This is a genomic window from Bartonella propinqua, from assembly GCF_047263965.1.
In the GTDB taxonomy this organism is placed as follows: Bacteria; Pseudomonadota; Alphaproteobacteria; order Rhizobiales; family Rhizobiaceae; genus Bartonella.
Genome location: NZ_JBLEBK010000002.1, coordinates 152,501 through 177,461 on the forward strand (window position 1 = coordinate 152,501; position 24,961 = coordinate 177,461).

Below are 24,961 nucleotides of genomic sequence, written 5' to 3' on the forward strand. Positions count from 1 at the left end.
AAAAAATAATATTGATGCTTTGATAAATAGCCCGATAGCGCCATCAGAAGACACTTCTTAAATGTCTTTCAAAATAAAACTTGCTCTCTCAAGGTATGTCCTCTTGCAGTAGCATTGTCATGATTAAAAAATGTGTCATCATCTTCTTTTTAGATGTACGACTACCCTCTTTTAAAATTTTAAAAGGAAGTAAAACACGCGCTTGATACCTCATCGATATGCAACCTTAACCATGCAGGGTGAAAATATCATGATGGCAGCACTCATTTCATGTTTTCATAAATAATAGGATGGTGATGTATCATGAATTTTGCGTTATACTTCTTCCCATGAACAATGTTGGGAGATAGGCATGACAGAACGCAAAGAGATTTCTTGAAAGCAAGTCTTTGATATGACAGAACTATAGTGACATAAGATTTTCTGTGTAGTGCTCATTGCCAAGCGATTAAATCCATGCAAATAGAGCAATGTTCCTTCTTGTTTCAATCAAATATCACTGATGAATGAGCGAATTTTCTTCATATATTTTTTCTCTTTATCGTTTGCGTTAGAGAAAGATGTTTGCGCTCCTTATAAAATTCATGGAGAGATTCGTTATGAAAAATTGCAAAATTACTCAGCTTATACGGCTGTACGAAAAAAACTTTAATTCCTGTGAACATAAGAGGAAAAAACTATAAATTTTCCATAATACGATTCGCTCAGCATTTATTCATGAATATTCTCACTTGTCTTCATTGAAAAAAAATCATCAAAACTTTTTATCAGCATTTAAACGAATCATTCTTTTTCATAACCATCGCAGAAAATTTATCTGAGCGCATACATCTCTCGCCTCAACCTTAAATTTAAGAGCGCACTATCACGTACGAAATCATCAACTGTTCAAAAATATTCCTGTACACACAGCCAGACATATATTGCATAAAGATATTATTGAAAAATGAGAAAAAGATATGAAAATCTACAGTAGAAGAGAGTTGCCATTGTGAGCAACGATCTTGACATTCTTTGTCGTAGATTCTTTCTCTGTAAACGTATTTTAGGATAAAATGTATTTTCCTCAAATGAGAACAGATTATAAAAACCTTTTCTGTTTTCCCTTTAATCGATGAAAAAAGATTTTGACAAAGGATTTTAACTATTCATGCTAAGTTTTGGCAAAGGAATGGTCACCTTTGTTCCCCCCAAAGCAGAGGTTTCAAAGAGTGATTTTTCCCCAAATTGCATACAAAGCTGTTCAATAACCAAGCGACCAAGACCTGTTTTTTGCTGTGAACTTTGGCAACGCATGCCCACACCATCATCTTCCACAATGAGCATCATTTGTCCATTTTCTTGAGAATCAAACGAAATATAAATATTTCCAGAGCGCTGATCAGGAAAGGCATGTTTTAAGGAGTTTGTTAGCAATTCGCCAAGAATAATCCCAAGTGTTGTAGCATCTCTTGAAGACAGTCGACACTCTTTAAAAGAAGTATGGATAGTGATATTTTCGCGCAATTCAAAAGGTACAGCCAATTCGACATCTCGAACCACTAAGCTGAGAAACTCAGCCAATAAAGTTGTCTCCATATCATCACTCAGACGCAAACGGCGATGTGCCGTTGATATTGTCTGAATACGATCACGTGCAGCCCCAAGAACAGAACGCACTTCTTTATTTTCGCTACGACTTAATTGCAAACCAAGCAGAGAAGACACAGTTCCAAGAGAATTTCCAATACGATGGCTAGCATCCTGCAGCAACATTTCAACACGTTGGCGCTCTTTTTCTGCATGATTTCGTGCTCTTTCCAACTCGTGTGTGCGCTCTTTCACACGGGCTTCAAGAGCAGCATTTTCACTATGAAGCAGCAATTGATACATTTTTAAGGAACGCATATCGCGATGAAAGCGATTAATGATAAAATAAGCTGAAATAAAAGTACTCACCACAGAAACAATTGCTGCCAATGTTAAAGCAGCGTGCATCAACGCTATATTTTCGCGCTGGCTTTGCCGTATAGTATCATCTCCATTAATAAAATTTGTCATCAATTGGGCTAAACGCGCAATTTGGATCTTTTGGATTTCAGGGATGAGAGAGGGTTGAGAAGATTGGTCAGGTGGCGCATCAAGAGCAAGCATATGAGAATTCATAAGATCTTTACGTATTTCAACCTCTTTTTTAAAATCAGCAAACCATTCATACCATTGCGGATGTGCATAGACAATGAGTGCAGTATAATCGAGAGTATCATCAAGATGACGCGCTGCATTTGCAAAACGTGCTTTATCTTCTGGTTTACGGGTTTTTGCATAGCTACGGTCAGCTATTGCCATATCGATCAAACTAATGAGTACTAAATCAGCCTGTTCACGCAATTCTGAACTTGTATTCAGCTGCGCAATTTCCCGATCCACTGCATTTGAGAGTAGTATAATAAAAGCCGATGCCACACAAGCCATAACAAGAGAAACAATAATTGCCACCCAACGCCATCGTGATATCGTTGAATCAGAAGTGGGTATTTTAGGCAGAAAAATCGTCTTTTTTGTCATATAATTTCCATCGGCGAACCTGAAAATCGTCATTTTTCAGCAGAAAAGAGGATTGCCTTATGAAACATAGCGCAAAAGCCCGATTGAAAATTTCATACAAGCTTTTCTTACTTTCCCAAGGATACACATCAAACGCTCTGAATTTCCTCAGAACAGCACTTTACGTTAATAGCTATAACGGGGATAAAAAAAACAAGGTCATCAATCATAATTATTACATTTTTTTAGCCGCTAAATGAACACAATATACTTCCAGCGGAACAAGAATCTGGACCATAATCGGATTCACCATTCACTTTGAGAAGTTCCTGCAAGCGATTGCGTGCTCTGCTGACACGGCTTTTGATTGTTCCAATGGCACAACCACAAATAGCCGCAGCGTCTTCATAAGAAAAACCAGACGCCCCAATAAGAATAATGGCTTCTCTTTGATCAGCAGATAACGCATTTAAGGCTTTTTTAAAATCTTGTAAATCAAGTGACCCATATTGAGAAGGATGGATGGCTACATTTTGGGTAAACATACCATCACTGTCTTGAACTTCTCTTCCTTTTTTGCGCATTTGACTGTAGAATTCATTCCGCAAAATAGTAAAAAGCCACGCTTTAAGATTGGTACCCATTTCAAAGCTGTCTTGTTTAGCCCATGCCTTCATAATAGTATCTTGAACTAAGTCTTCAGCTTTGTCGTGTTTGCTACTTAAAGAGATAGCAAAAGCCCGTAAAGCTGGGAGAACCGAAAGTAATTCCTGTTTAAAATCTTTCACACCCACTGTCATAAAGGATCAAACCTTTTTCACACTCTTGAATCCAAACTGCTCTGCCTGATCCAATCTCTCCAAAAGCTCCAGCAGGCGTACAGGCAGTGCTTCTTCTTGAATCCCTACGTAAAACTGGCGCAATTTTCGCGCTATTTCGCTATTGACCCCGAGAACATCATCTCCAAACGTACAATGATCGGCGAGATTTTTTTCATCATGGTCGTTCATTTTTCATCCCCCTAATCCATATACTAATAGTAACACTGATAAGAGATTTTCGCCTCATGGTTGTAAATATAGTTTTGTATCAAAAGTTCCATACAAACAGAGGAACTTTTTCATTTGTTGGGGATTTCAATCAACAAAGTGCTTGCAAAGATGAAAGGAGTTTATAAATCATGTCATTATCAACACGCATCGCACCACATCTCCCCTATCTTCGTCGTTTTGCCCGATCTGTCACGGGCAGCCAATTATCTGGTGACGCTTATGTATCGGCAATGTTAGAAGCGCTCATTGCTGACATTTCCATTTTTCCCAAGACATCCAGTGATCGGATTGGTACCTATTGGCTTTTTTGTCATCTCTTTGATCAAACGACCCCTAATATTCCTGAGCCGCTGCCACAATTTGGTCTTGAACAAAAGGCTCATGCTAAATTATCGTATCTCACACCACGTGCACGCCAAGCATTTTTGTTGATTGCAGTTGAAGGCTTTAATGAGCAAGAAGCCAGTGAAATCATGAATCTTGATGCGAAAGCGTTTCGCAAACTTCTTACCCAAGCATCAGTTGACATTTCTCAACAAATTGCCACACAGGTTATGATTATTGAAGATGAGCCTCTTATTGCGATGGACATTGAGCAAATGGTAGAAAGTCTTGGTCATCAGGTTGTAGGAATTGCCCGCACCCGCGATGAGGCTGTGGTGATGTACCACCAAAAAAAACCACGAATGATTTTAGCTGATATTCAATTGGCTGATAACAGCTCTGGTATTGACGCGGTTAATGACATTTTACAAAATGACCGTATCCCTGTGATTTTTATTACTGCTTTTCCCGAAAGGCTACTCACTGGAGAGCGTCCAGAACCCACTTTTTTGGTCACAAAACCGTTTAACCCTGACATGGTGAAGGCGCTAATTTCACAAGCTTTATTTTTTCAAAAAAAGGCTTCTAAAGCTGCCTAACACAAGATAACATTTTGATCATGGTCGTTACTCCTGTTCCAAAGCCACTCATGGACAAATCGCGTCTTAGCGCTTTAATGCAAGCAATCTGTGGGGCTGATATTTGTGTTTTATACCAGACACCGAATCTGGTCTATTTATGGGCTGAAAATCTACCGAAACATTTGCATAATAAATGGCGGGTTGGATGTCGCGACAGTGATTTTTTTTCGCTTGATCTTGCCGATAATATGGAAACAATCAAATTGCAGGTTTTAGCCACAGGCAAAATGCAAACCATCGAAGCACGGTTTGAAGATACGGCAAAACAAGCTATTTGGTACAAATTTTCTATTGATTGCCACCACAATGATCAAGGAGAAATTATTGGCATTATTACCACTGGTATTGATATTTCAGGATTACGCCGACGTGAGCAAGTGCTAAAAATATTACTCCGAGAAGTCAGCCACCGCTCTAAAAATCTTTTGGCAATCATCCAAAGTATTGCCAGTCAAACTGCACGCTATACGGAATCGCTTCAAGTTTTCTTACGCAAATTTCAAGGACGTATCCACTCTCTTTCTCATTCTCAAGATCTAATCACCGATTCTGATTGGCGTGGTGCTCAATTTCGTGAATTGGTTCACTCGCAAACTTTGGGCTATTTAATGAAAGAAAAAGAACGCTTTTCTATTGAGGGCGTAGATCCTTATCTTTTTCCAAACGCAGCGTTACATATTGGCTTGGCTTTTCATGAGCTCATTGTCAATTCCCTTTCTTTTGGCGCTTTGTCACAAGAAGAAGGAAGTGTATGTGTGTGTTGTGAAGTTCAAACAAAAATGAATAGGGAAACGCAACTTCTCATTACTTGGAATGAAAATTTTGAAGCAGGAACCCTTCTTTCTACGGAGAACCAATCCTGTTTTGGCAGCGCTGTCTTAGAAAAGATTGTCCCTGTTTCAGTGAATGGTTCCTCTTCTTTAAAATTGACAGAAAAAGGAATTTTTTATCGCTTGTATGTTCCTGATACTTATTTTGATACCTTTTTTTAAAAAAAGCGATTCAAACATTGTGAAATGAGCAAATAAAATACCCTCTCACAGAGTATCTCTGGCACGCGGCATACCATCACGCTTAGTACAAAAACATTATTTCTGCACAACCACCCACTCAGAGCTCCCCCCCCACTGATGAAAAACCACCCCGTGAAAATCCAACTTTTTAGGAACAAAGAACCTTTGAAAACGTTGAACAATAAGAAAGCTCTCTTCGTGTTGACAGATGGCATTTTATACTATCAGCCTTTCATTTGGAAAATGTTTTATGAATCCTCTTTTTTTTGTCCTTCTCTTGGTTTCATGTACAGATGATTTTAACAGTTGTTACTCTAACAGTACAATGGTCAAAACCTATCCCACAGCTCAAGCATGCGAGCAAGCCATGATACCATCTACCAAAAAATTTGCATTTTATGGACAACAAATTTTTGCTCAATGCACGCATATACACGCAAACTTACATCAAAAAGAAGTAAATCTCATCTGGGCTGTGACCAATCGAGGAAACTTCTTACTTACCAGCCAAGAACATAAAAAATAACCTGTACACAAACAGCAAAAAACTTTTATCCGTACATCCTCTTTTACATACAGTTGCCGTAGACTTTTTGCACAAAAATTATTAAAAATGTAAACAAATCATATTTCAAAAAAACAAATGAAAGAATGCAGCATGGCAGACAATAAGCAGAGTGATACTGCGGATAATCAACAGAATGATACGTCAAGAAATCATCGTACAAAACTGTGCACTCTGCCTCAAGATCACCCCTTAGATCCTACGATAGAGCGCGTTAGAAAAAAGCTCATGCGTTTAATGATTATTTCTATTTCGATAACGCTTATTCTCATTCTCGCAGTGCTGTTTGGGGTTGTATATAAAATTATAGCCACTCAACCTGCTTCCAAACAAACAAGTCTCATTTCTTCTCAAAGTAAAAGTACAGAAATTGCTCAGTACACACTTTCCTTACCAAAAGGCACACAGATTCTGTCGCAAAGTCTTTCAGAGCACAATATTGCATTGAAAATTTTAACACCTGAAGAGCAAATAAAATTTATAATTTACAATTATCATACTGGTGCAATTACTACAATTCTTTCAATTAAAACAACGCAATACTCGTCTCCCCTTCTTCCTCTCAAGAATCAATAACATCTTCACGCATCCGTAATCAATCGAAGTAACTTCTTCATTGAAAAGCTAAGGGCATAAACAATAACAAATGCCCATATATTTTTCTCATGTTTAAGCCAAAGAGGATGCTGCCTGACATCAACGTGGTTTTCTCTGAACTTCTTCATCTCACAAAGGAAGAGAACCAACTTTTTTGTTGGTACATCTGTATTTTAAAGAAGAGTCAATAACATCTTCACACATCTGTCATCAATCGAAGTAACTTCTTCATTGAAAAGCTAAGGGCATAAACAATAACAAATGCCCATATATTTTTTCTCATGTTTAAGCCAAAGAGGATGCTGCCTGACATCAACGTGGTTTTCTCTGAACTTCTTCATCTCACAAAGGAAGAGAACCAACTTTTTTGTTGGTACATCTGTATTTTAGAGAAGAGTCAATAACATCTTCACACATCTGTCATCAACCGAAGTAACTTCTTCATTGAAAAGCTAAGGGCATAAACAATAACAAATGCTCATACATTTTTTCTCATGTTTAAGCCAAAGAGGATGCTGCTGTCCGACGTCGACGCGGTTTTCTCTGAACTTCTTCATCTAACAAAGGAAGAGAATCAACTTTTTTGGTTGATACATCTGTATTTTTAGAGACTGGCTCTGCCACCTGCGAAAGCTCAAGGGATGATTCTTCTTTATCCCGCATAACGCGCCGACGCGAAGTGCGACGTGACTTTTTGAAAGTTTCATCATTTTCTTCCGCAACGCACTGCTCTTGGCAGTTTTTTTCTTCCAAAAGGCTATTGGCATCCAGCGCATCATCTGCATAACCATTCTGTGCCTTGATTTTTTGACCACTGCCATTTTTTTTCTGCTGTGTTTGCACTGCAGCGTTCTCATAATTAACATCGTCTTTTTTTGCAGCTTCAGTATCTATTTCCTCACACTCTTGCTCACTATTTTCCTCACGTCGAGAAGATTGTGACATTTGTCCGACCGCTGCCAAAATGATACGCAAATAATGTTCAGCATGCTGTAGATAATTCTCAGACATGACGCGATCACCCGCACCTTGCGCATCACGTGCCAAACTTATGTATTTATCAGCAATTTGTTGGGCATTTCCGCGAATCTTAACATCTGGACCGCTACTTTCATAATTCCGAGACAACGGGTTCGGACTACGGCGATTATTATTGTTGTTCCCATTATTATTATTGCGACCGCGTACCCGTCTATTTTGTTGTGGCCTCATATTCATCCCTTTTGGAGTATTGTATATCTTTATGTGTATATCTTACTTTATGCGTATATCTTAATTGACTCTTCTTTATCGCACTATTTTTCGATAATGCCGATCATATTAAAAATACAATTATATATTATCCGTGCTTTACTTTACTCAAATGCCCCACTGACATTTGATAAAAGCATACATTTTTTGAAAATCACAAAAACAGTAGGGAATACATAAATCTAAAATTCCCTCTTTCTCTGTTAACGGGCAGAATCCTAGTGATGTTCACATCAAATGCCAAGTATTTTTTTTCAAAATAAACCATATTTCACTAAAAAAATCATCATCTTGTGGAAAAACGAAAAAAACGAGAATACGCATACACTGTTTTAGCAAATAAACAAGCAATTCTCGTCAGCAAACAAATAGACAATTCTTTTTGCTTCTAAAACCACTGTTCCTAAAAAACGCTGATATTTCCTTTTCTTCGCGCATTTAGTTCACAAGCGTCTCCCCCACAAACCGCTGCACGAATATATCTACTGCGCCAACATAGCCTTTTTTCTGCGTCAAAGCAATCCCCTCATGTTCAACTCCTCAACAACCACTCCCTTGCCAACTTTTAAGTAGATGCACAATCGCACGTTTTAAATCCCATAACTGGTCAGCAGATCATTTTTTTTACAAGCACCCCGCTATGTTTACAAGCACCCTACTGGACTTACAAATTTTTCTCTCATCACCCTTAAAGATTAAATCTTACGCTTGATGACCAACCCCATATCAAAATCCAACACAAAAATGAAATTTCCCAAAATAACCACAAATTTCTGAAAAAGAGACAACCAACAAGCTCTATCTCCCACATTTTATATTCTATGCTTCACTTCCCCACATCACAATATCTTATGGCGGAAATCTTATGCCCCAACAATCTCTTTAAGAATAGCCAACAAGAATGACACAATATGGCACAATATAGCTTTTCTCTTTTCTCATGCTTCCCAACATAAGATTAAAATCTCTACAATAAAATAAAAGTCTTTGTGCTGCTCCAACCCAAAACTTTAAAAGTGTACTGTTTCTATGTGTTTTCACTTTTTTCTAACTCTTTTACGAAAAACTAAAACAAAAGGGATTATGCTGACACTTTCATAAAAACATTTCTCCCCCTTTATCCCAATTTTATCAAATGTAAAAAGAAGCAAGGCGACTTGCTTGCGCCTTATCTATGGTTATTTATAGATAGCTGACAATATTTAAGGCAAAGAACCTTAATTTAAGCCAGAGAACCTTTTTCCGAAAATGATTACGCAAAATAAAACGGCGTCTTTTTATATTGAATTGGAAGTCAACCATAATCTTTGTTAAGAATTTTACTTCAAGAAAGTCTTATGATAAATCTCCTATGCTCTTTTAATTTAAGTTGTTACAAAATTGCCAAACAACTTCAGACAGCAAAAGAGAAAATTAATGCTTCAGGGAAAAGAAGCTTTTCTTTTTTGATTCAAAAAGGCTAACAATACTATTTGTTCATAATACATCTTTAAGGAGCATCTGCGCACATCATTTTCACTATAAAAGAGCTTCACTTAAATAGATGAGAGGATATGATATTCATGGAAAGAAGAATCCAAGCGATGAGAACATTGTATCGCAAAAAACTATATCGCATAACCTCTCGTGTTTTTAAAATTATTTTTTGTGTTTTGGTGTGTGGTTTTGCGATTCAGCAAACCATCAATTACTTTTTTCCCTCCCAAGAAAACGTACAAAAAAATCCTGTTCTCCTCACGATTCCCACATTTGATTTGCGCATTTATTGTAAAGAAATTGCTGCTTCAGTTTCGCCCGATATAAGCGTAGAGGTTTATAACCGCTGCACCAATTTAGAAAGTGAATCTTATTTTGCAATTCGTGAAATGTGGGATAATTTTTCTGATCAGATAAAGGAAAGATGTGTGAAAATGGTACGACCAGGAGATGGCAGCTATTTTCTTTTACGCGATTGCTTTATCAATGAAAAAGATGGGAAGAGCCACAAGGAACGCAATTACTTTTAAAATTTTTTTAGCGCAAATGGATTAAGCTGGAAAAATCTGGTGCTAAAAGCTCCTCCAAAATATCGGATGATGTTTTATATTTGATCTTTCATATTTTTGAAGGTCGTAGCTATTTTTTCCCTTCTCCATTTTCATGATTTGAAAGAGATCACAAAATATTACAGCAATGAAAATATAAAGGGGGGAGAAGGTATAAAGAGGGAAGATATATAAGAGGATCTCTGGAGTGTATCTTTTTTCTCACGAAGAGAAAAACGAAACTATTAAATGTGCTACTATTTGCTTTGTTTTAAACATTCTACTCTTTGAAGATGGAAAAGAAAAGAAGACACCTTCACCACAGGAGAGGCAACCACAAGAAATGAATGGTTCACAAAGCTGAAACCGAGGATCTTAAGAGATCGACATCCACCTTCAAACAATCATTTTGTCCATGCAACAAAATGCTCCATGTCATCAGGTTGGCAAGACTTCACCAATTAGCATAGTATTTAGATCAGCATAGTATTTAAAAAAATTTCTTTAAAGCCAATTTATAAATAAGCCACAAGAAGACGTGTGAGAATTCTTCAAGAAAAGCGTAAAGCCCCCATTACAATGCAAAAGGCATGATATGAGGGCACTCTACAATCCCCACAAGACAAACTAATCTCAATATTTTTTAAAACTATCCAAATGACGCTAAATTAAAGACATAAGGAATACTGGGGGGCTTGTTTTTCCCTTTACGGCTTCCAACAATTTTGCTTTTGACCAAAACGGTCTGTTGCCAAAACCCACCGCGACAATAACGGCTCTGTTTTCACGAAAGAAGCTGGATTATTAATTTTTGGTGGCTTCATCCATCCCGCGCAAGACAGTGGCACATTCGTCTGGCATCCCGCCAAGAGCAAGGCAGACATGAAAAGGAGAAAGAAAAAAGATTTCATCATTAATTTTTTCACGATTTTGAAAAGCTGAAACTGCTTGGATCAAAGTTCTGCTTCGCTCAAAAGAGCGCCCATAAAAAAAGCTGCTCAACGCAACCACAATAACCAAAGCAATAACCAAATGAGAATGAGACAAAAGGGACATTAATATTATCCCCTCAACCGATAGATAGACACCCCAATACCAGCTACTGTAGCCAAAACCATAACAACAGCTAAAGCCCATTGTATAGGTCCATATCCAGTAAAAATCCCTGTTATCCCTGAAAATGAACCAACAAGCGGCGCAAAGACCTCAACATTTTGCCAAAAAGAGATTTTTGGAGTTTCTACTTTTTGATAGTTAGAAGAAACATAGGCTCCTTTAGCCCACAATCCTGCTTCAGCAGCCCGCCGATGTACAAGACCCTGTAGGCGTTTTCCTCCTGCTTTTGTCCATTTTTGCAGTTCGGTTGGCACAGCTTCATAATTACCTTCATTGAGCTTTTTTAAGAGCGTAGAGTTGCAAAAAGCTTCTGTCCCCACATTATAACAAAAGGACACAAGAGCAGCAAATTGCTCATCGGTTAGAGGTTGCTCAACCATCTGTTCCACAGTTTGCTCAAATTGTGCCAAATCTTTTTGCAACAGCGATTCTGCTTGACTTTCTGTAATCTGCATCCCTTTTTGCACAAAAAGTTTCCCCACTTGTGCAGTATGACCATAACCGATCGTCCAAACACCCACAGCATCTTGATAAGCTTGCAAGCGGAGACCTTCCCATTGTTTAATGAGTGCAAGCCCTTCTTTTGAAATTTTTCGCATTTTTAAAACTCCTCAAGCTCCTTTAAAATTCTGAAAATAAAATTGGAGAATGTGTTGAGACACTCCCCTCCTTATTTCTTCTCCCATGTGCTTTTTCTAAGCTCTTTTCATTGAGCTCCTTTTTTACCTTTATTTTTCATTTCACTATTTTTATCGTTTACTTTAGGCATCTTATTTGTCTTTAACACTTCAAGATTTTGGAAAATCGCTTTCAATTGTTGTTCTACATCGTCCACACGCTGCGAAATTTTTGTGATCTTTTGGATTTGTTTTGCATTAAAACGCTCGATATCTTGACGCACTTGATCGAGCAATGCATTCAAAGGAGCATGAACCATTCTTCCATTGGCATAAAGAACCACACGAATGCGTTCAGGATCATCAATTTCATCGATAGAAAATGGAAAAAAGACCATTCTAAAACCTCATATTTGTTGCACAGTAGTTGACAATAAAAGACTGCGCAAAATCTGTTGATTTACGCTCAAGCTCATGCAGCGACGTATTTTTTGCATATGCACATACGTATTTTTTTGAAAAACATTTTTATTGATAAAACGAGCGCGACAATCAGCATCAGCAGTATTTTTAATGCTTGAGCTTCAACAAAGTTTTAAATCACTTTTCAACAGTTCAAGAAGCTTGCATCTTTTATACGCGACAGCGCAAAACAATAACAAACAAGAGCATTGATGCTTTCTGCTTTGTCATCACCTTATAATTTTGGGAAAAAATGGCAACATTTGCAAAATTGAACACACACGCATTCAAGCACATTTAAGCGCCATCCATATTTTTTTCTTCCTCATATTTCATCAATAATGCCAAAGAGTTTTTTCTGCTCTTTTTCAATAAGCTTTTTCATCATACAAAAGCCATGTTTTAAACATTTTTTTCCACAGCAAAAGACACAATGGATTCCTCCACAAACTCTCCAGACAAAATATATATTGGATTTGTTAAACACCAATCATCTTATTTTTCAGCAATATTCTCATAGAATTTGCATTTATGAAAATAAGCACCTTGTTTTTTCAATCATTAAGGATTATACCCCACTCGAAATTTCCTTATAAAAACAGATTGTGCCGCTCACCCATTGTGCGGCACAATTGTTTTATTTTGTCATGAATCGCTTTAAAGCCCAGAACTTCTCATCAAAAAACGCGCAAATAAACTAATTGATAAAACAAAAGACTGTTCCTTCATCATAAACCGTATGCCAAACGCCCTGATAAATATTTTTGATATCTTTCACTATTACATCAGCCATAATTATGAACTGCATTTAGGATTGTTTTTTTAAGACATTTGTTTTTTATCCGTGTAACAATTCAAGACTCTCAAGCTCCCAATCCTAAAATAGAACATATTCTTTTTGCAAAAAGCGAAAACGTCTAAAAAGGGTAGAAAAGAAGGAGAAAATTTTATTTTTAGGTGCCATAATTTTTTCCATTTTAAAGCCAATTTTACGATAATCGACATGCAATAATGTTGTTTTGGGATTGACATAAACGGCATCTGGATTCAACTGCAGCACTTCTTGAGCAAGCACGCCCTGATAGCGTTGAGGATTTCCCTTATAATTAAAGGCATAAATTGGATAACCATTTTTTTTGCCCAAAGGCACGATATTTTCTTTAGCTCTCACATCGGAAAGCCCGAAAAGTCCTCCTACCAACCCAAGCAATCGCTCTGCATCGCTTAACGGGTCCTTTACGACTGAGGGCATTGTGACTGCTTCTCCTGATTTTGTGCCATAATTTCCCGCAGCCTGTGTTCCAGCATTCAGCAATCGTTCCAGCTGGTTCCACCCCTGATTATCTTCCTCCATCCACTTTTGGCGTTGTGCATCTAGGGCATTTTGGCGTGCAGCATCCTGCACCATTCCACCTTTCAAAACATTATTTTGTGCATTGCTTTGTCCTTGAAAATAGGCGTTAGCAGCATTAACCTGATCGCGTGATGCAGTATCAATCATCTGATTGGCATTCATCATATTTTTGACATCTTGATTATACTGCTGCGCAAGAGCATTTGTTGCCAACGTGCCCAATTCATCGGTAAGCACTCCAGTATGTGCGCCAGATCCGTACCGCCCCGCCCCTGACATAGATTGATTAATGGCATCAGAAGTTTTATTGAGCGCATTTTGGAGTGCATTATTAAATTTGCTATTATTTCCGATCAAATTTCCCTGAGCCATATGAGAGAGATTCATAGCACTTTTTGTTGGTGCATTGAGCAAACCCATCAGTGCTGGATCATTGTACTGATCGGCAGCTTTTTGTAAACCTGTGAGCGCATTTTTTGTTATATCGCCCAAACCTGCAGTACGCTCTCCTTGATAGACATTTCCACCGATTCCTTTATTAAAAAGGTCGAGTGCTTGAGCACTGGCTGTTTTAAAGATATCTTCTGCCCATGCGGGTGGAGCATTTGTTTGTGTTGTTGTTTGCACTTGAGGTGTTACTTTTTTTCTCATGGCGCCAAAACCTTTCTATAATGAATAAGATTAAGAGAATATCCATGATGAGCGAGCATTTTAGCCCATCCAGATCTTCCAACTGTCAGCATTTCATCTGCATGGATTTCACGTGCCCATTCTTCGACTTTATCAATCAATTTCACCAATTTTACCCCTCCCTCTCCAGCAAGATCCAAAATCACAACACGTTTTTTCCCCGTGTGTGTCATTTCAATTTTGGTAATCACAAAAGCGCGAAATTGGGTATTATTTTTTAAGACGATCCACAATTGTGCTTGCCCTGTAGCGATTTCTTGCGCAATTGTTTCCAAGCAAACATCATCTGGAAACCGCTGAGCATATTTTTTCATAGCGGCATTTATGGCATCTTGATAACGCGCTATTTTTTCCCATGACCACTGATTGGTAAGATGAACAGAATAAAGGTTTTTACTCTCATTTTTACTCTCATATTGCTGTGTCATAATTTTAGCTCTTTTAGCCTTTTCGTGAAGAAGCCATATGATCTGTGATGAAGCATATTCAACGCATCACTTTTTGTAAGGCATGGGCTTAACGCATTTACTTTTTACATAAACGCATCACCCCTTACGACATATGTAAAACGTGCATGTAAAGCATGGGCTTAACGCATACCAGCAGGCTTCAATTCTACATCAAACCCCGTAACATGGGACCAATTCACGCCCTCAGGGATGCGCAATTTAAAGCGATAGAAGCGTGCTCTTACACGATAATGGATTTGCCCTGTATTGGAAGAAGGCTGTTTTTCTGGAAGCCACACGGTTTTTTCTTCGAGTGATTGCCGCAAGCGTATCCCGACAGACAAATAGAACTCTGCGCTATTGACCTGAGGCATAATATTTTTCACCCGCGTAATCATACCATTTGTCTGCCCCATTTCCTGTGATGTCACGGTACAAGCCATAGGTTTCCCAGAAAAAGACCCGAGTCTACCCTGATGATCAAACGCACCAAAAACGGGGGATTCATTTTTCCAAATTTTACTATCGAGAGAAAAAGTCAAATCATCAATACTCTGAGAAATCTCATCCAATCCTTCTAGAGTTTTTCCTGCTAAGAAAATAGGCAAAACCATTTTAATATTCACAATGGCTTTGGTCCATTTTTGCAATCCCCAATCATAAATGAGTAAGATGCGTTCTTTCACATTTTCATCATGAGCAACCATCCAATAGACGCGATTATAAACCCCATCGACAGCAGCAAACAGTGTTGAGAGATTATTCCCGCTCATAATTGCAGTTGTCGTTCGATCAACTTTTTCGAAACCGATTGGTATAATTTGCCCTTCATTGGTTATCTGATAAAATCCTCCTTCATCAGCAAAGAAGGAAAAATTTCCTCGACAAACAATAGATTCGGCATTTTTCACACCTCGTTTATCGTGTATTTTTTGGAAACTGAAGATAATCTTTGATCCAGGGATAAAGGATCCAGCATAGATAGCTGACCGCATAAAGATGATTGGATTTGTTGTTTCTGTTGCGCCTTGAACGAATCCGCCATCGGGGAAGTCTTGATAATCGCAACTTTTCTGTCCCACGGTCCAAAATTCTGCATCATTTAATCCCGACCAATGGACGCGTCTTGGATGCTCGGTCAGCTTCATCAGACAAACGAAATCGCCCCACACCCGAACGATCCCTGCACGAGGAGGATTTCCGCCTAAATCTCTAAATTTTTCATCCTGCGTAACATTCATCACTTGAGGATTATCATTAGCATTCACAGCAATAACATAATCACCAAACAAAGCGAATGACCAAGGTGCATCGATATTGGCAAGATATGGTCTTCCCTCTCGGCTAATATTTTTCCACTGCATCGTTGTATTATCAAGCAGGTAGATTTTTTGTTCTGCTCCAACAATAATAGACACACCAGACTTTGTCTTAACAGCGATCGCTTTTAAAATGTGATCGGGACAAGGCTGTGAAAACGGGATAAAGCTTGGCATCGGGATATAAGACCCATCGGCTGGCAACACATTGACCAACTCATCGGTAAACATGCCACTAATATCTGCCACATCGGGTCGATAATCCGCAACTGGGAAAAAAGTCATTTAAAACCCCATTGGAAAGATGTGTGAAGCGCCTTTTCGGCGTGATGTTTCAATGTACAAGATTTTAAGCTGTTCTTGAAAATCGTTGTAAGAGACAGCAGCATATTCAGGATCTTTGAGGATATTTTTATACAGTTCGTATTTTGCACGCGCTTTAATGAGATCAAATGCATGGATCATCCACGGATCATCATCCTGCAAAGCATTTTCCTCCCCCAAATCGGCAACATCATAAAAAAAGCGCACGGTATAAATATTTTGTGGCGTTGGAAAGATTCCTATTTTTTGATCCCTGCAAGTATAAAAGAGAGGATTTCCTTTTGGTGGTTTGTCTCCATATTGTTTTTGCAACACTTCAACGGGTTTATAAACTAATTGTATTTGTGTTGCAGGGTTTGTTCCCAAAAACACAGATTCGATATCTTTTTCTGTCGCAATAAAGAGTCCTTCTTGTTTTCCATACCATGTTTTTCCACTTTGTGTTTTAAATGTTGCCGCTTTTTTTTCATGAAAGAAAAAGGGCTCTCGTTTACACAAGCGCACAGCAGTAAAGATTGAATCTTGAATTTGAACGGAATATTCATCTGTTGTATCGTCAATTTCATCTTGAATAAGCGCAACCATATGAGCAAAAATTTGAGAATGGTCTGATTTTATAGGATCGACGGATGAAACGGTCATAAAGCACCATAATTCTTGTTCAGTGTGAGATGAGATATTATGCTTTTCCCCAACAAAGTGCTTATTAGGGAAAGCATTTGAAATATTTTTTAAACAGCCTTTCAGCTTATGCTGCATAAGTTGGCAGCACAATGACCCCAAAATCTTGCTGAGCAACATCACAGAATAATGAAGATGACAATTGCCGTGTGGGTGACCAAATATTAAAGCGCGTTTTTTTCATACCTATAGTAGTTGTGAATATCACTCCAAGCTCATTGCTATAGCTAAAACGCTTTTCCGCAAATTTATAACGTGCTCCACGATCTTTTTTGATAGCCATAATAACACTTCGCGCTCCAAGGAGAACAGCACGGCGCACATTTGGTACGCACTTATCACGACTATATTTATGACCTTCACCTTCATTCACTTCATTATACTGAACACCCGGTGTAACCCTTTCAGTTTCGTGCAAAATAACCCCGTTATATATACCAACTGCTCCATTTAAGAGAGGACTGTTTGTTTCACTTTTCTTATAATGAAGTGCCTTCGTAATTTCGCGCCACTGCTCTTTTTCTGTATTCGCGCGCAATTGATCCAGCTGTATTGGGTGCAAATAGAGCACATAAAAATTCTCCCCATCCACACATACTGGTCTCATTCTTGGGGTTTCACGTTTCGCGCGTAAAATAGCCTTATCAAGCAATTCGAGACTAAAAATATCATTTTCGTCCAACTCTTCATCTGTCGCTTTTCCATTGGCACGTATAATGCGCTTATCCGTTGGTCGTGTTGGTTGATGAGAGCTGTAATAATATAGAATATTATCAAACGTCTTGTCAGCATTTTCATTAGGTGCGTAATTCTCTATGCTAAAAGCTGTATACCCAGAAACGTGTAAAAAGAACATCGCAGACAAACAATCTGTATACCAATCAACCAAACTATATTTGGCTTCCTTACGCAATTCGTGCATGCTATACTCGCCGAAAAGGTCTTTGTCTGCAGCACGTAAAACATAGAAAATATCCTTAAAAGCCACGCAATCACTTACAAAATGTAAGCGCCCTTCCCCACTTTCAAAATCGTCTATATGTAACGCCCCTTCATTGCCATGCAAATACCCACGCAAATTAAAGATAGCCTTATTACACTTTTCTTTATTGGTTACCTCTTTTAATTGTATGATACTATTAGCATCTTTTCCAATTAAGGGGGCAATAAAGTTTTTTTTTGCAACTTCTTTATCAAAGAATTGCGAATATGCCTCCAAACCCTTGTGACCATTTCGTTTCATATAATTTTTTTTCATTTTTTCCCCTTTAAAATTATTAACATAAAAAAAAATCAGCAACGCGCTGATTATTGGCAATCCACACGCCTTATTTTTAGACGATGAATTTATTTTTGCGTGGTTTTCTGGCTGTTTTTCATAGATCTGTCATAGATCTTGCATGAGAGAGCGTTTACTTCTTTTAAGAGAGCTTCCTCTCCTCACAAGCTCTTATCTTTTTGAGGAGCTTTTTTAAAAAACTGCCTCCACGCTCTCACGAGCTTTCACGCCCGTATTCTTTCAAGAAATTTCTCTATACAAACTTTCTTAAACTTCAAAGCGACGCCCCCAACACTCTCTTTAAAGCCCCCTACCTGCACATATTTTTACTTTTAAAAAATATGTTCCCTCACACATTTTCTTTTTCTTTACTGCCACCCCTTGTAGATTCCAAACGATTAAGATTGAATTCCAAATGGGTTAAAGCAGCTGGTTTCTTTTTATTTTTGCGCCCACCCCCAATAGCCACCCTGCCCTTAAACATTTTACCGAGCATGTTTCCAAAAAACAGGATGGCTTATGGGCATAAGCATGATAGATAAGCTACTTTGTGAGCAACAATTTTTGCCTGCAGAGATATTTTTCCAAACCACCGCAGATATCCCATGAGATTTTTTCGTGGACATGAGGTTTTTTTGTGGATCTAATGAAGCCTCTCTCCTTGGAACTTCACCTTAAAACACCTCATGACCCCACGACCTGCTTGCTCTCTTTTTTGTTGCTACTGCTTCACAGTCTCTCTTTTACGCAACCTTTAAGCTGGTTGTGCATAAGTTGGGATCACGATTGTCCCGAAATCTTGCACGGATTCATCACTCTGATCCAGAGAATAACTGAATCGTGTTTTTTTCATACCGATAATTGTTTTTGCTGCCACACCGAACTCGCGTTCATAGTCAAACAGCTCTTCCACCAATTTATAGCGTGTTGCTCCATGGTTTTTTCCAAAAGCGATTACAGCACTTTGTGCCCCAAGGAGAACAGCACGCCGCACATATTGCAAAGGCATATGGGCTTCCGACATTGTTGTCACACCATGAGTCACATGTTCAGCTTCACGCAAAATGACCCCATTATACATTCCAAGCGACCCATCAAGGATAGGATTTTTTACGTGGTTTCCATTATAGATTGACTTCGTAATATCGAGCCACTGCCCTGCCTCTGTATTAGCGCGCAATTGGGTCACCTGTGTTGGATGCAAATAAAGCACATAGACATTTTTGCCATCAACACGCACTGGTCTAATTTTTGGATTTGCAAGCTTAGCACGTTCGACAGCTATATCGATAAGCTTGAGAGTAAAGCCATCATTTTCGTCCAACTCTTCATCTGCTGTTTTTTCATTGGGTCGCACAACACGTTTATCGCTTGGCGACATTGGTTGATTAAATCCGTAAACGACAGGTAAAACAGGCAGCTCTTGCTCTTCAAAGTGAATACTATTTGCTGTATACCCACACACTTGGATAAAGAACATCACGCTCAAACGATCTGCATACCAATCAACCAAAGCATTTTTGGCTTCTGTACGCAAATCATATATGACACGTTGCTGATCGATTGTCCCTGTATTTTGGACACGCACCGCATGATTAAGCTCATTAACCACCACACGATCCGTTAAGAAATTAAGATTATCTTCAGAACCTGCAAGAAGTTCTCCCTCGCTCACCCCATAGCCGAATAGCTGCGTACGCAAATTAAAGCTCACCGCATCGCCACTTGCTTTACTGATTTCATCTTTTAACTGTATGATACTGTTAGAATCTGTTCCAATCAATGAAGAAATCGAGATTGCTTTTGAGATTTCCTGATTCAAGAGTTTAGACCATGCACACACAGTCTGTTGCTCGTTGAGTCCGATATAATTGGTCATTTTGCCCTCTAAAAATTATTGATATAAAAAAAATCGGCAAAGTGCCGATTATTGACTATCCACATTTGTTATTTTTCAAATGATGGATTTATTTTGCGTGTTTGTATGAATCTTTAGTAAGAGCACTTGCCTCTTGAAGGAGTGCTTCCCTCACCACATAATTTTTTCAAAGGTGCTTTCCTCACTGGCACCACTCTTTGAGAGATTTTTTCTATTTTAAGCATTTTCCAGTTTCAAGGATCATACTTTGAGAGACTCTCTTTCTTGAAAGATATGTTCATACATCTCTTATATTTCCTTTTTAAGAGATATTTCCTCACGCATTTTTCTTTATAAATGTTCCCCGCGCATTAAGCTGTTAAAAGCAGTTTTATTTTTTGGATCAGAGATCCAAACACTAAATTCTGCCTCTGACATTTTATCGATCATCTCTAAAGAGACAGGACCGCTTGAAGTCAAACCGTTATAGGCAGCCAGTGTGCGTGCAGAATTGTGCGTATCCTGTAAATTTTCCGCTCTATGGCTTTGCGAAGTTTTATATCCAACATTTTTGGCAATAGAGTAGATCACTTCAGCAGGATTGTGATTTTTTCGCACACATTCCTGCAAGATTTTTTTCACTTCATTTCCAATCACTGTATCAATGACATTAGGATCAGCCATTTCTGGATAAAGCGATGATAAAGCAGCCAATTGCTTAGCACGCATATCATAAATAAAGTCGGCAGCTTGATCAAAATCATGATGTTTTTGTTTCACAGCAGCCACGGACTGTTGGTAAAGAGAGTGTAACTTCTCTGCTTCAGGCACAGTGGATTCTGCTTGTTGTTTTTTGTGCAACAATCCTTGTTGGTGAAGTGTTTTACCCAACCATTGCATATATCCCATGAAATCTTTTTGCGGATCTGGCGGAACATTTTCCCCAACAGCCTGAGATATTTCCCCATCAGCTTCTTGCGCTTCTTGTGGTTTTGCACCTTCTTGTTGTTTTTGTTGAAAGACCGCTTCACGCTCTTCAAGATTTGTCTCAAGAGTTTTTCTCTCTACTTCTTCTCCAGTTTGCCCATTTTTTTCTCCTTGTGTTGTTGGAAAAAAATCCTGTTGCAATTGGTTTTGTTCCTCTAGCGTTAAGTGTTCTTGATCCATTATATTGCCCTTCTTTTTTCCGAACGATAAGATATAACTCAAGGTAAATTTTTTGGACGAGTCAGCTTAATTCTTAGGCATTTGCCATCTGCAAAATGGTCTGCAGCATTTGTTGTGCCCTCTCATCCTCGCTCTTGACGGGTAGAGCAGCATTTTCCTCTTGGATTTGGTTTTGCTGTTGTGCTTTCACAGCAATTTTGTGGATAAGCGATGCTGGCAAAGGTGAATAACGCAAAAGATCGAGCATAATATCTGGCGTTGTAAAGCTTTGCATCATCGGCAGCAATTGCATAATAATAGCGAATGTGCGTTCTTTTTCATTAAGACTTGTTGGCGCATCATCGACCACAATATCATATTCCAAACTGGTAATCATTTCCCGTGTCAATGGAACATATTGTGCATTTTCATCTCCTGCAATCCGTATCAATCTCCCATCGGAGAGATAATTTTGAATAAGATAGAGGATAATTTTCCCCTGTCGCTGTCGGTACCGACGCAAACCATCAAAGAATGAAGCCAAGAGATTGAGTGAAGATTGTCTGCGTTGTTCTTCCAGAACCCCAGGTTGGTTCACAGCACGCGTCCCCACAAATTCGGGTGACAATCCAGTGACTTGCGCAATAGCGCCCTTTGCTTCATTAAACAGTTGGAAGAAACCTTGCGGGAATTGAGCCACAGGTTTTGGCTGAATTCTCCCTCCCGTGACAGCACCACTTTTAAGCCAAGTAATACTGTCTGCTCTTGCCCAGCTTTCCATAGCTTGACGATCATCATCAAAAGCATCACGTTCTGCCATAATTCCGCCTTTTGATTGGCTATTGAGCAGATACATAACTTGACTAAAATACTTATTAGCCCACCGTTGTGGATCTTTTGTGGGTTTCACAATACCGTAAAACTGTCGAGTAAGCTTATCAAAATATCCGGTAATACACTCCCATCCCAATTGGTTTGACGGCACCAATGGTTTATCAGGAGCATCGAGTAATCTTCGTCCCAAAAAGGCACGTTTAACGACTTTTTTTGTCAATTTTGTTGCTGCAATAGAGGGAAAATTTTTACGCAGATTTTGGAAATCTTTCTCAGAATAGTCGATAAATTTCCCTGTTTGCGTATCGAGCACTTTGTAAATGACTTCACGCTCGAACCACCTACATTCAGCCAACGTGACCATTTTAGGCTTTTGTGCACTGTCTCCTTCCTGCCGCATATCGTGATAGGAGCTTTGCGTATCACCATCGCTTGTGTGATGAGAAAAGACATTATGTTTGACCCAATCAGCATTCAGATCGCTCCAATGAACATTTGGGAACATTTCCTGAGCGATATCGAGTGGTTTTTCGTCAATATACCATATGCGCTGTGCATCGACCAGATTTGGTTTAACAGCACTTGCATCCCAGACCATTTTCATAGGATCCAATCGTGCAATAACTGGTTTTCCCTGCGGCTCTTCTTCAAAATCGAGCCTTGTATCCGTCCATCCCATCCCGCAAATAATAGCATCCTGAAAAGCATCGGAATCTTCGTATTCTCCATCAGCTTCATCACGAAACCATTCTGCCGCCCCTGTAAGGATCTGATTAGCAAAGGCAGCACCTTCTTGTCGTGGAATAAATTGCACCTGTCGTTTATTATTTCTTTCTGTACCGATAACCGCATTCACCAAAGGTGCAATACGGTTAAAAGTCATGACTGGTCTGTTTTGCTCTCGCAACACGACGAGATCTTTGTCATTCCACTGCCGTCCATTGTAAAAGTCGTAATCTTCCTGAGCATTTTTTCTCCATTTTTCGACATGATCGATATCATCGTGATACCAGCGGACGAGTTTTTTAAAGAGCGCCTGATGTTCAAGAGTTTCGAATTGATTGAAAGAGTTTGTAGAATTATCCATTTAAAAAGCCATCCATGAAGTTTGAGAATGGTAAGAATTTTGATAAGCATTTTTTTTGGGTTGTGTAGTTGGCTGTTCATAAGCCAAGCAAAGCAGTCCGAAGCTATCGGCACCATGGCTTGCCCAATCATGCTCAGCACCTAATCCGATATTGCGCTGTTCATCACGTTTTTCGTGATACCAAGCGAGTGCCTTTCGTCCTGCTTTTGTTGTTTCACGATTAAACCATATAGCAGGAAACAACCGTCTTACAGCTTCGATACGCATTTTCACGGCGCCCGCACCTTGATTAGGGATCACTTTTGTTTGAAACCCTGCTTCTTGGAGAGCACTTTCAAAACTGACATTATAAACGCGATCTTTTGTTGCTCCATCATGGGGCAAGACCATAAGCCCTTTGTCATATCCCTTTTGAAAGATCCATCCAATATGCTCTGAAAGAGGTTGTCCTTGCGCTTCATAATAATCAAGGACACGGATTTCACGCCCGACAAATTGTGCGACCCATAAAGCAGTAGCATCAGCCTTTGCACCTGTTCCACCGATATCCCAAAAGACCTTAATCTGCATCAACGGATCGCGTGGAACCTTTGTAATGCGTCCTTCCTGCTCTGCCTCCAGCAGAACTTTTTGGTAGTAAGCCCCCTGCACCGATTGGAGATATTTTCCTTCCCAAATATGGTTATACTGTTCGGGTCTTTTTTCCAAATCTGCTTTCCGATCTCGATTGAGTTTTTCAGGGAATTGCGGATTATCACGCCAATTAATTTCTGCTCCTTTGATATTTGGATCATCGATATTTTTGAAACGTTTTTCCACGGGGGCGTTTTCTCTGCAAGGGTTCCAAGTCACCCATAATTCAGCATTCCAATCTTTTCCTTCTTCGCGCAATGTGGGAATAAGGGTCTGCCACGCAGCTTCTGTCACGGGTTCTGCTTCATCGACCCAGCAGAGAAAAATGCGTCCCATTGACTTAATACTTGCGATATTTCGATCAAGACCGGCAAAAACGTAAGCAATACGCCCATCTTTTGACCTGATATATTTATCTCCGATTTCATAATAATCCTGTAGGAAAGGATAAGTTTCAATAGCGCGTTTAATTTCCTCCAAAGAACTTTCATTGAGTGAGTTTTGAAATTGCCTTGCACAAAGGATCGTGCCACGTTCTCCTGCCTTTCCATGCCGATATCCGATCACAGCAGTCATCAAGGCAAAGGAGCGCGTTTTTCCAGATCCACGTCCTCCCCAAGCAGCACGTACATCAGCCTTTCCAGCAAAAACAGGAATAAGTTTTGGAATGAGAGCGACTTGAGCAGTTTTCATTGTAAAATATTGTCATTATAAAATATTATCATTGAAAATGTTGTAAACTGGGAGACAGATCGTCTTCTCGGCTTGCACTTTTGTGCCAGACACTCAAAAAATAATTTAAAGAAAGCCTGATAATTTAAAGGAAATTTTCGCGATGATTGCCCATAAGCAATCACCTTGATAATAAATCCGTCCTCCCCCTTGCATGACCACGCCCCATATAGCTGCATAAAATACATTATCGTAATCACGCAGGATTCTTACATCCTCCATAAATTTGGTTTGCACCCTCAAACACGGGAGTACCGCAAGCACCTCACGCTTCAAGCAATGCTCCCCCAATACGGAAACACCCCAAGCACCCCACGCTTCAAGCAATGCTCCCCCAAAGCGGAAACATCCCAAGTACCTCACGCCTCAAGCACTATTCCCCCCAAA

General features: G+C 39.2%; 23 protein-coding genes (1 of these 23 only partly in view). 6 read left to right on the forward strand and 17 right to left on the reverse strand.

Translation table 11 applies throughout. The features are described from left to right. Positions 1-61: the 3' portion of a M23 family metallopeptidase gene (locus ACMFKV_RS02365; RefSeq protein ID WP_413154412.1), read on the forward strand. Its footprint begins 1,922 nt before the window's first position; the window shows 61 of its 1,983 coding nt (coding positions 1,923-1,983); the start codon falls outside the window, past its left edge; its stop codon occupies positions 59-61. 1,079 nt (positions 62-1,140) lie between these two features. On the opposite strand, the gene ACMFKV_RS02370 is transcribed toward ACMFKV_RS02365, so the two are convergent. The 3 genes from ACMFKV_RS02370 to ACMFKV_RS02380 all read right to left on the reverse strand — a co-directional run bounded on the left by ACMFKV_RS02370 (position 1,141) and on the right by ACMFKV_RS02380 (position 3,536). Then, positions 1,141-2,547 (reverse strand): sensor histidine kinase, encoded by a 1,407-nt coding sequence (locus ACMFKV_RS02370; RefSeq protein ID WP_336288134.1) that lies wholly within the window; start codon positions 2,545-2,547, stop codon positions 1,141-1,143. A gap of 224 nt (positions 2,548-2,771) precedes the next feature. After that, positions 2,772-3,326, reverse strand: coding sequence for an RNA polymerase sigma factor (locus ACMFKV_RS02375; protein WP_336288135.1), 555 nt, complete (start codon positions 3,324-3,326; stop codon positions 2,772-2,774). 6 nt (positions 3,327-3,332) lie between these two features. Continuing rightward, positions 3,333-3,536, reverse strand: a complete 204-nt coding sequence (locus tag ACMFKV_RS02380; RefSeq protein WP_336288136.1) for a NepR family anti-sigma factor — start codon at positions 3,534-3,536, stop codon at positions 3,333-3,335. Positions 3,537-3,706: 170 nt separating this feature from the next. Between ACMFKV_RS02380 and ACMFKV_RS02385 the strand changes: the two genes are divergently transcribed. The 4 genes from ACMFKV_RS02385 (at position 3,707) to ACMFKV_RS02400 (ending at position 6,697) form a co-directional block, all read left to right on the forward strand. Then, entirely contained in the window at positions 3,707-4,501 is a 795-nt protein-coding gene (locus ACMFKV_RS02385) for a response regulator (protein WP_336288137.1), read from the forward strand. Between the two features lie 20 nt (positions 4,502-4,521). Further along, complete coding sequence (locus tag ACMFKV_RS02390) at positions 4,522-5,535, forward strand: sensor histidine kinase (protein WP_336288138.1); 1,014 nt, start codon at positions 4,522-4,524, stop codon at positions 5,533-5,535. 271 nt (positions 5,536-5,806) lie between these two features. Then, entirely contained in the window at positions 5,807-6,082 is a 276-nt protein-coding gene (locus ACMFKV_RS02395; RefSeq protein WP_413154413.1) for a hypothetical protein, read from the forward strand. 132 nt (positions 6,083-6,214) lie between these two features. Beyond that, positions 6,215-6,697 carry a hypothetical protein gene (locus ACMFKV_RS02400; protein WP_413154414.1) on the forward strand — a complete coding sequence of 161 codons (483 nt, stop codon included), beginning with the start codon at positions 6,215-6,217 and terminating at the stop codon, positions 6,695-6,697. Between the two features lie 519 nt (positions 6,698-7,216). On the opposite strand, the gene ACMFKV_RS02405 is transcribed toward ACMFKV_RS02400, so the two are convergent. Then, the gene (locus ACMFKV_RS02405; protein ID WP_336288141.1) at positions 7,217-7,930 is read right to left on the reverse strand and encodes a DUF4167 domain-containing protein; all 714 of its coding nucleotides are present in this window, start codon (positions 7,928-7,930) and stop codon (positions 7,217-7,219) included. A gap of 1,601 nt (positions 7,931-9,531) precedes the next feature. On the opposite strand from ACMFKV_RS02405, the gene ACMFKV_RS02410 reads away from it, so the two are divergent. Continuing rightward, positions 9,532-9,975, forward strand: coding sequence for a hypothetical protein (locus ACMFKV_RS02410; RefSeq protein WP_336288142.1), 444 nt, complete (start codon positions 9,532-9,534; stop codon positions 9,973-9,975). 822 nt (positions 9,976-10,797) lie between these two features. Here the strand turns inward: ACMFKV_RS02410 and ACMFKV_RS02415 are convergent. The 13 genes from ACMFKV_RS02415 to ACMFKV_RS02475 all read right to left on the reverse strand — a co-directional run bounded on the left by ACMFKV_RS02415 (position 10,798) and on the right by ACMFKV_RS02475 (position 24,796). Further along, positions 10,798-11,049, reverse strand: coding sequence for a hypothetical protein (locus ACMFKV_RS02415; RefSeq protein ID WP_336288143.1), 252 nt, complete (start codon positions 11,047-11,049; stop codon positions 10,798-10,800). 5 nt (positions 11,050-11,054) lie between these two features. Then, positions 11,055-11,708, reverse strand: a complete 654-nt coding sequence (locus ACMFKV_RS02420) for a lysozyme (RefSeq protein WP_336288144.1) — start codon at positions 11,706-11,708, stop codon at positions 11,055-11,057. A 107-nt stretch (positions 11,709-11,815) separates the two neighbouring features. Continuing rightward, positions 11,816-12,124 carry a hypothetical protein gene (locus ACMFKV_RS02425; protein ID WP_413154415.1) on the reverse strand — a complete coding sequence of 103 codons (309 nt, stop codon included), beginning with the start codon at positions 12,122-12,124 and terminating at the stop codon, positions 11,816-11,818. Positions 12,125-13,065: 941 nt separating this feature from the next. Next, positions 13,066-14,193, reverse strand: coding sequence for a tail fiber domain-containing protein (locus ACMFKV_RS02430; RefSeq protein WP_336288147.1), 1,128 nt, complete (start codon positions 14,191-14,193; stop codon positions 13,066-13,068). Continuing rightward, positions 14,190-14,660 carry a hypothetical protein gene (locus ACMFKV_RS02435; protein ID WP_413154416.1) on the reverse strand — a complete coding sequence of 157 codons (471 nt, stop codon included), beginning with the start codon at positions 14,658-14,660 and terminating at the stop codon, positions 14,190-14,192. The genes ACMFKV_RS02430 and ACMFKV_RS02435 overlap by 4 nt, the downstream gene beginning before the upstream one ends. A gap of 161 nt (positions 14,661-14,821) precedes the next feature. After that, positions 14,822-16,285: a hypothetical protein gene (locus tag ACMFKV_RS02440; protein WP_336288149.1), complete on the reverse strand. Its 1,464-nt coding sequence runs from the start codon at positions 16,283-16,285 to the stop codon at positions 14,822-14,824. Further along, the gene (locus ACMFKV_RS02445; RefSeq protein ID WP_413154417.1) at positions 16,286-16,966 is read right to left on the reverse strand and encodes a hypothetical protein; all 681 of its coding nucleotides are present in this window, start codon (positions 16,964-16,966) and stop codon (positions 16,286-16,288) included. Between the two features lie 106 nt (positions 16,967-17,072). Then, entirely contained in the window at positions 17,073-18,263 is a 1,191-nt protein-coding gene (locus tag ACMFKV_RS02450; protein ID WP_336288151.1) for a phage capsid family protein, read from the reverse strand. A gap of 775 nt (positions 18,264-19,038) precedes the next feature. Next, on the reverse strand, positions 19,039-20,163 hold the full coding sequence (locus ACMFKV_RS02455; RefSeq protein ID WP_413154418.1) for a N4-gp56 family major capsid protein: 1,125 nt from the start codon (positions 20,161-20,163) through the stop codon (positions 19,039-19,041). Positions 20,164-20,493: 330 nt separating this feature from the next. Continuing rightward, positions 20,494-21,309 carry a hypothetical protein gene (locus ACMFKV_RS02460; protein WP_413154419.1) on the reverse strand — a complete coding sequence of 272 codons (816 nt, stop codon included), beginning with the start codon at positions 21,307-21,309 and terminating at the stop codon, positions 20,494-20,496. A gap of 73 nt (positions 21,310-21,382) precedes the next feature. Continuing rightward, positions 21,383-23,209, reverse strand: a complete 1,827-nt coding sequence (locus tag ACMFKV_RS02465; protein ID WP_413154420.1) for a portal protein — start codon at positions 23,207-23,209, stop codon at positions 21,383-21,385. Then, positions 23,210-24,535, reverse strand: a complete 1,326-nt coding sequence (locus ACMFKV_RS02470; protein ID WP_336288156.1) for a PBSX family phage terminase large subunit — start codon at positions 24,533-24,535, stop codon at positions 23,210-23,212. A gap of 105 nt (positions 24,536-24,640) precedes the next feature. Continuing rightward, positions 24,641-24,796 (reverse strand): hypothetical protein, encoded by a 156-nt coding sequence (locus ACMFKV_RS02475; protein ID WP_336288157.1) that lies wholly within the window; start codon positions 24,794-24,796, stop codon positions 24,641-24,643. Between the last annotated feature and the right edge of the window lie 165 nt (positions 24,797-24,961).

Excerpts from the sequence above, each read along its gene's own strand:
- ACMFKV_RS02370 (WP_336288134.1), bottom strand. The coding sequence starts at position 2,547 with ATGACAAAAAAGACGATTTTTCTGCCTAAAATACCCACTTCTGATTCA.
- ACMFKV_RS02375 (WP_336288135.1), bottom strand. The coding sequence starts at position 3,326 with ATGACAGTGGGTGTGAAAGATTTTAAACAGGAATTACTTTCGGTTCTC.
- ACMFKV_RS02380 (WP_336288136.1), bottom strand. The coding sequence starts at position 3,536 with ATGAACGACCATGATGAAAAAAATCTCGCCGATCATTGTACGTTTGGA.
- ACMFKV_RS02385 (WP_336288137.1), top strand. The coding sequence starts at position 3,707 with ATGTCATTATCAACACGCATCGCACCACATCTCCCCTATCTTCGTCGT.
- ACMFKV_RS02390 (WP_336288138.1), top strand. The coding sequence starts at position 4,522 with ATGGTCGTTACTCCTGTTCCAAAGCCACTCATGGACAAATCGCGTCTT.
- ACMFKV_RS02395 (WP_413154413.1), top strand. The coding sequence starts at position 5,807 with ATGAATCCTCTTTTTTTTGTCCTTCTCTTGGTTTCATGTACAGATGAT.
- ACMFKV_RS02400 (WP_413154414.1), top strand. The coding sequence starts at position 6,215 with ATGGCAGACAATAAGCAGAGTGATACTGCGGATAATCAACAGAATGAT.
- ACMFKV_RS02405 (WP_336288141.1), bottom strand. The coding sequence starts at position 7,930 with ATGAGGCCACAACAAAATAGACGGGTACGCGGTCGCAATAATAATAAT.
- ACMFKV_RS02410 (WP_336288142.1), top strand. The coding sequence starts at position 9,532 with ATGGAAAGAAGAATCCAAGCGATGAGAACATTGTATCGCAAAAAACTA.
- ACMFKV_RS02415 (WP_336288143.1), bottom strand. The coding sequence starts at position 11,049 with ATGTCCCTTTTGTCTCATTCTCATTTGGTTATTGCTTTGGTTATTGTG.
- ACMFKV_RS02420 (WP_336288144.1), bottom strand. The coding sequence starts at position 11,708 with ATGCGAAAAATTTCAAAAGAAGGGCTTGCACTCATTAAACAATGGGAA.
- ACMFKV_RS02425 (WP_413154415.1), bottom strand. The coding sequence starts at position 12,124 with ATGGTCTTTTTTCCATTTTCTATCGATGAAATTGATGATCCTGAACGC.
- ACMFKV_RS02430 (WP_336288147.1), bottom strand. The coding sequence starts at position 14,193 with ATGAGAAAAAAAGTAACACCTCAAGTGCAAACAACAACACAAACAAAT.
- ACMFKV_RS02435 (WP_413154416.1), bottom strand. The coding sequence starts at position 14,660 with ATGACACAGCAATATGAGAGTAAAAATGAGAGTAAAAACCTTTATTCT.
- ACMFKV_RS02440 (WP_336288149.1), bottom strand. The coding sequence starts at position 16,285 with ATGACTTTTTTCCCAGTTGCGGATTATCGACCCGATGTGGCAGATATT.
- ACMFKV_RS02445 (WP_413154417.1), bottom strand. The coding sequence starts at position 16,966 with ATGACCGTTTCATCCGTCGATCCTATAAAATCAGACCATTCTCAAATT.
- ACMFKV_RS02450 (WP_336288151.1), bottom strand. The coding sequence starts at position 18,263 with ATGAAAAAAAATTATATGAAACGAAATGGTCACAAGGGTTTGGAGGCA.
- ACMFKV_RS02455 (WP_413154418.1), bottom strand. The coding sequence starts at position 20,163 with ATGACCAATTATATCGGACTCAACGAGCAACAGACTGTGTGTGCATGG.
- ACMFKV_RS02460 (WP_413154419.1), bottom strand. The coding sequence starts at position 21,309 with ATGGATCAAGAACACTTAACGCTAGAGGAACAAAACCAATTGCAACAG.
- ACMFKV_RS02465 (WP_413154420.1), bottom strand. The coding sequence starts at position 23,209 with ATGGATAATTCTACAAACTCTTTCAATCAATTCGAAACTCTTGAACAT.
- ACMFKV_RS02470 (WP_336288156.1), bottom strand. The coding sequence starts at position 24,535 with ATGAAAACTGCTCAAGTCGCTCTCATTCCAAAACTTATTCCTGTTTTT.
- ACMFKV_RS02475 (WP_336288157.1), bottom strand. The coding sequence starts at position 24,796 with ATGGAGGATGTAAGAATCCTGCGTGATTACGATAATGTATTTTATGCA.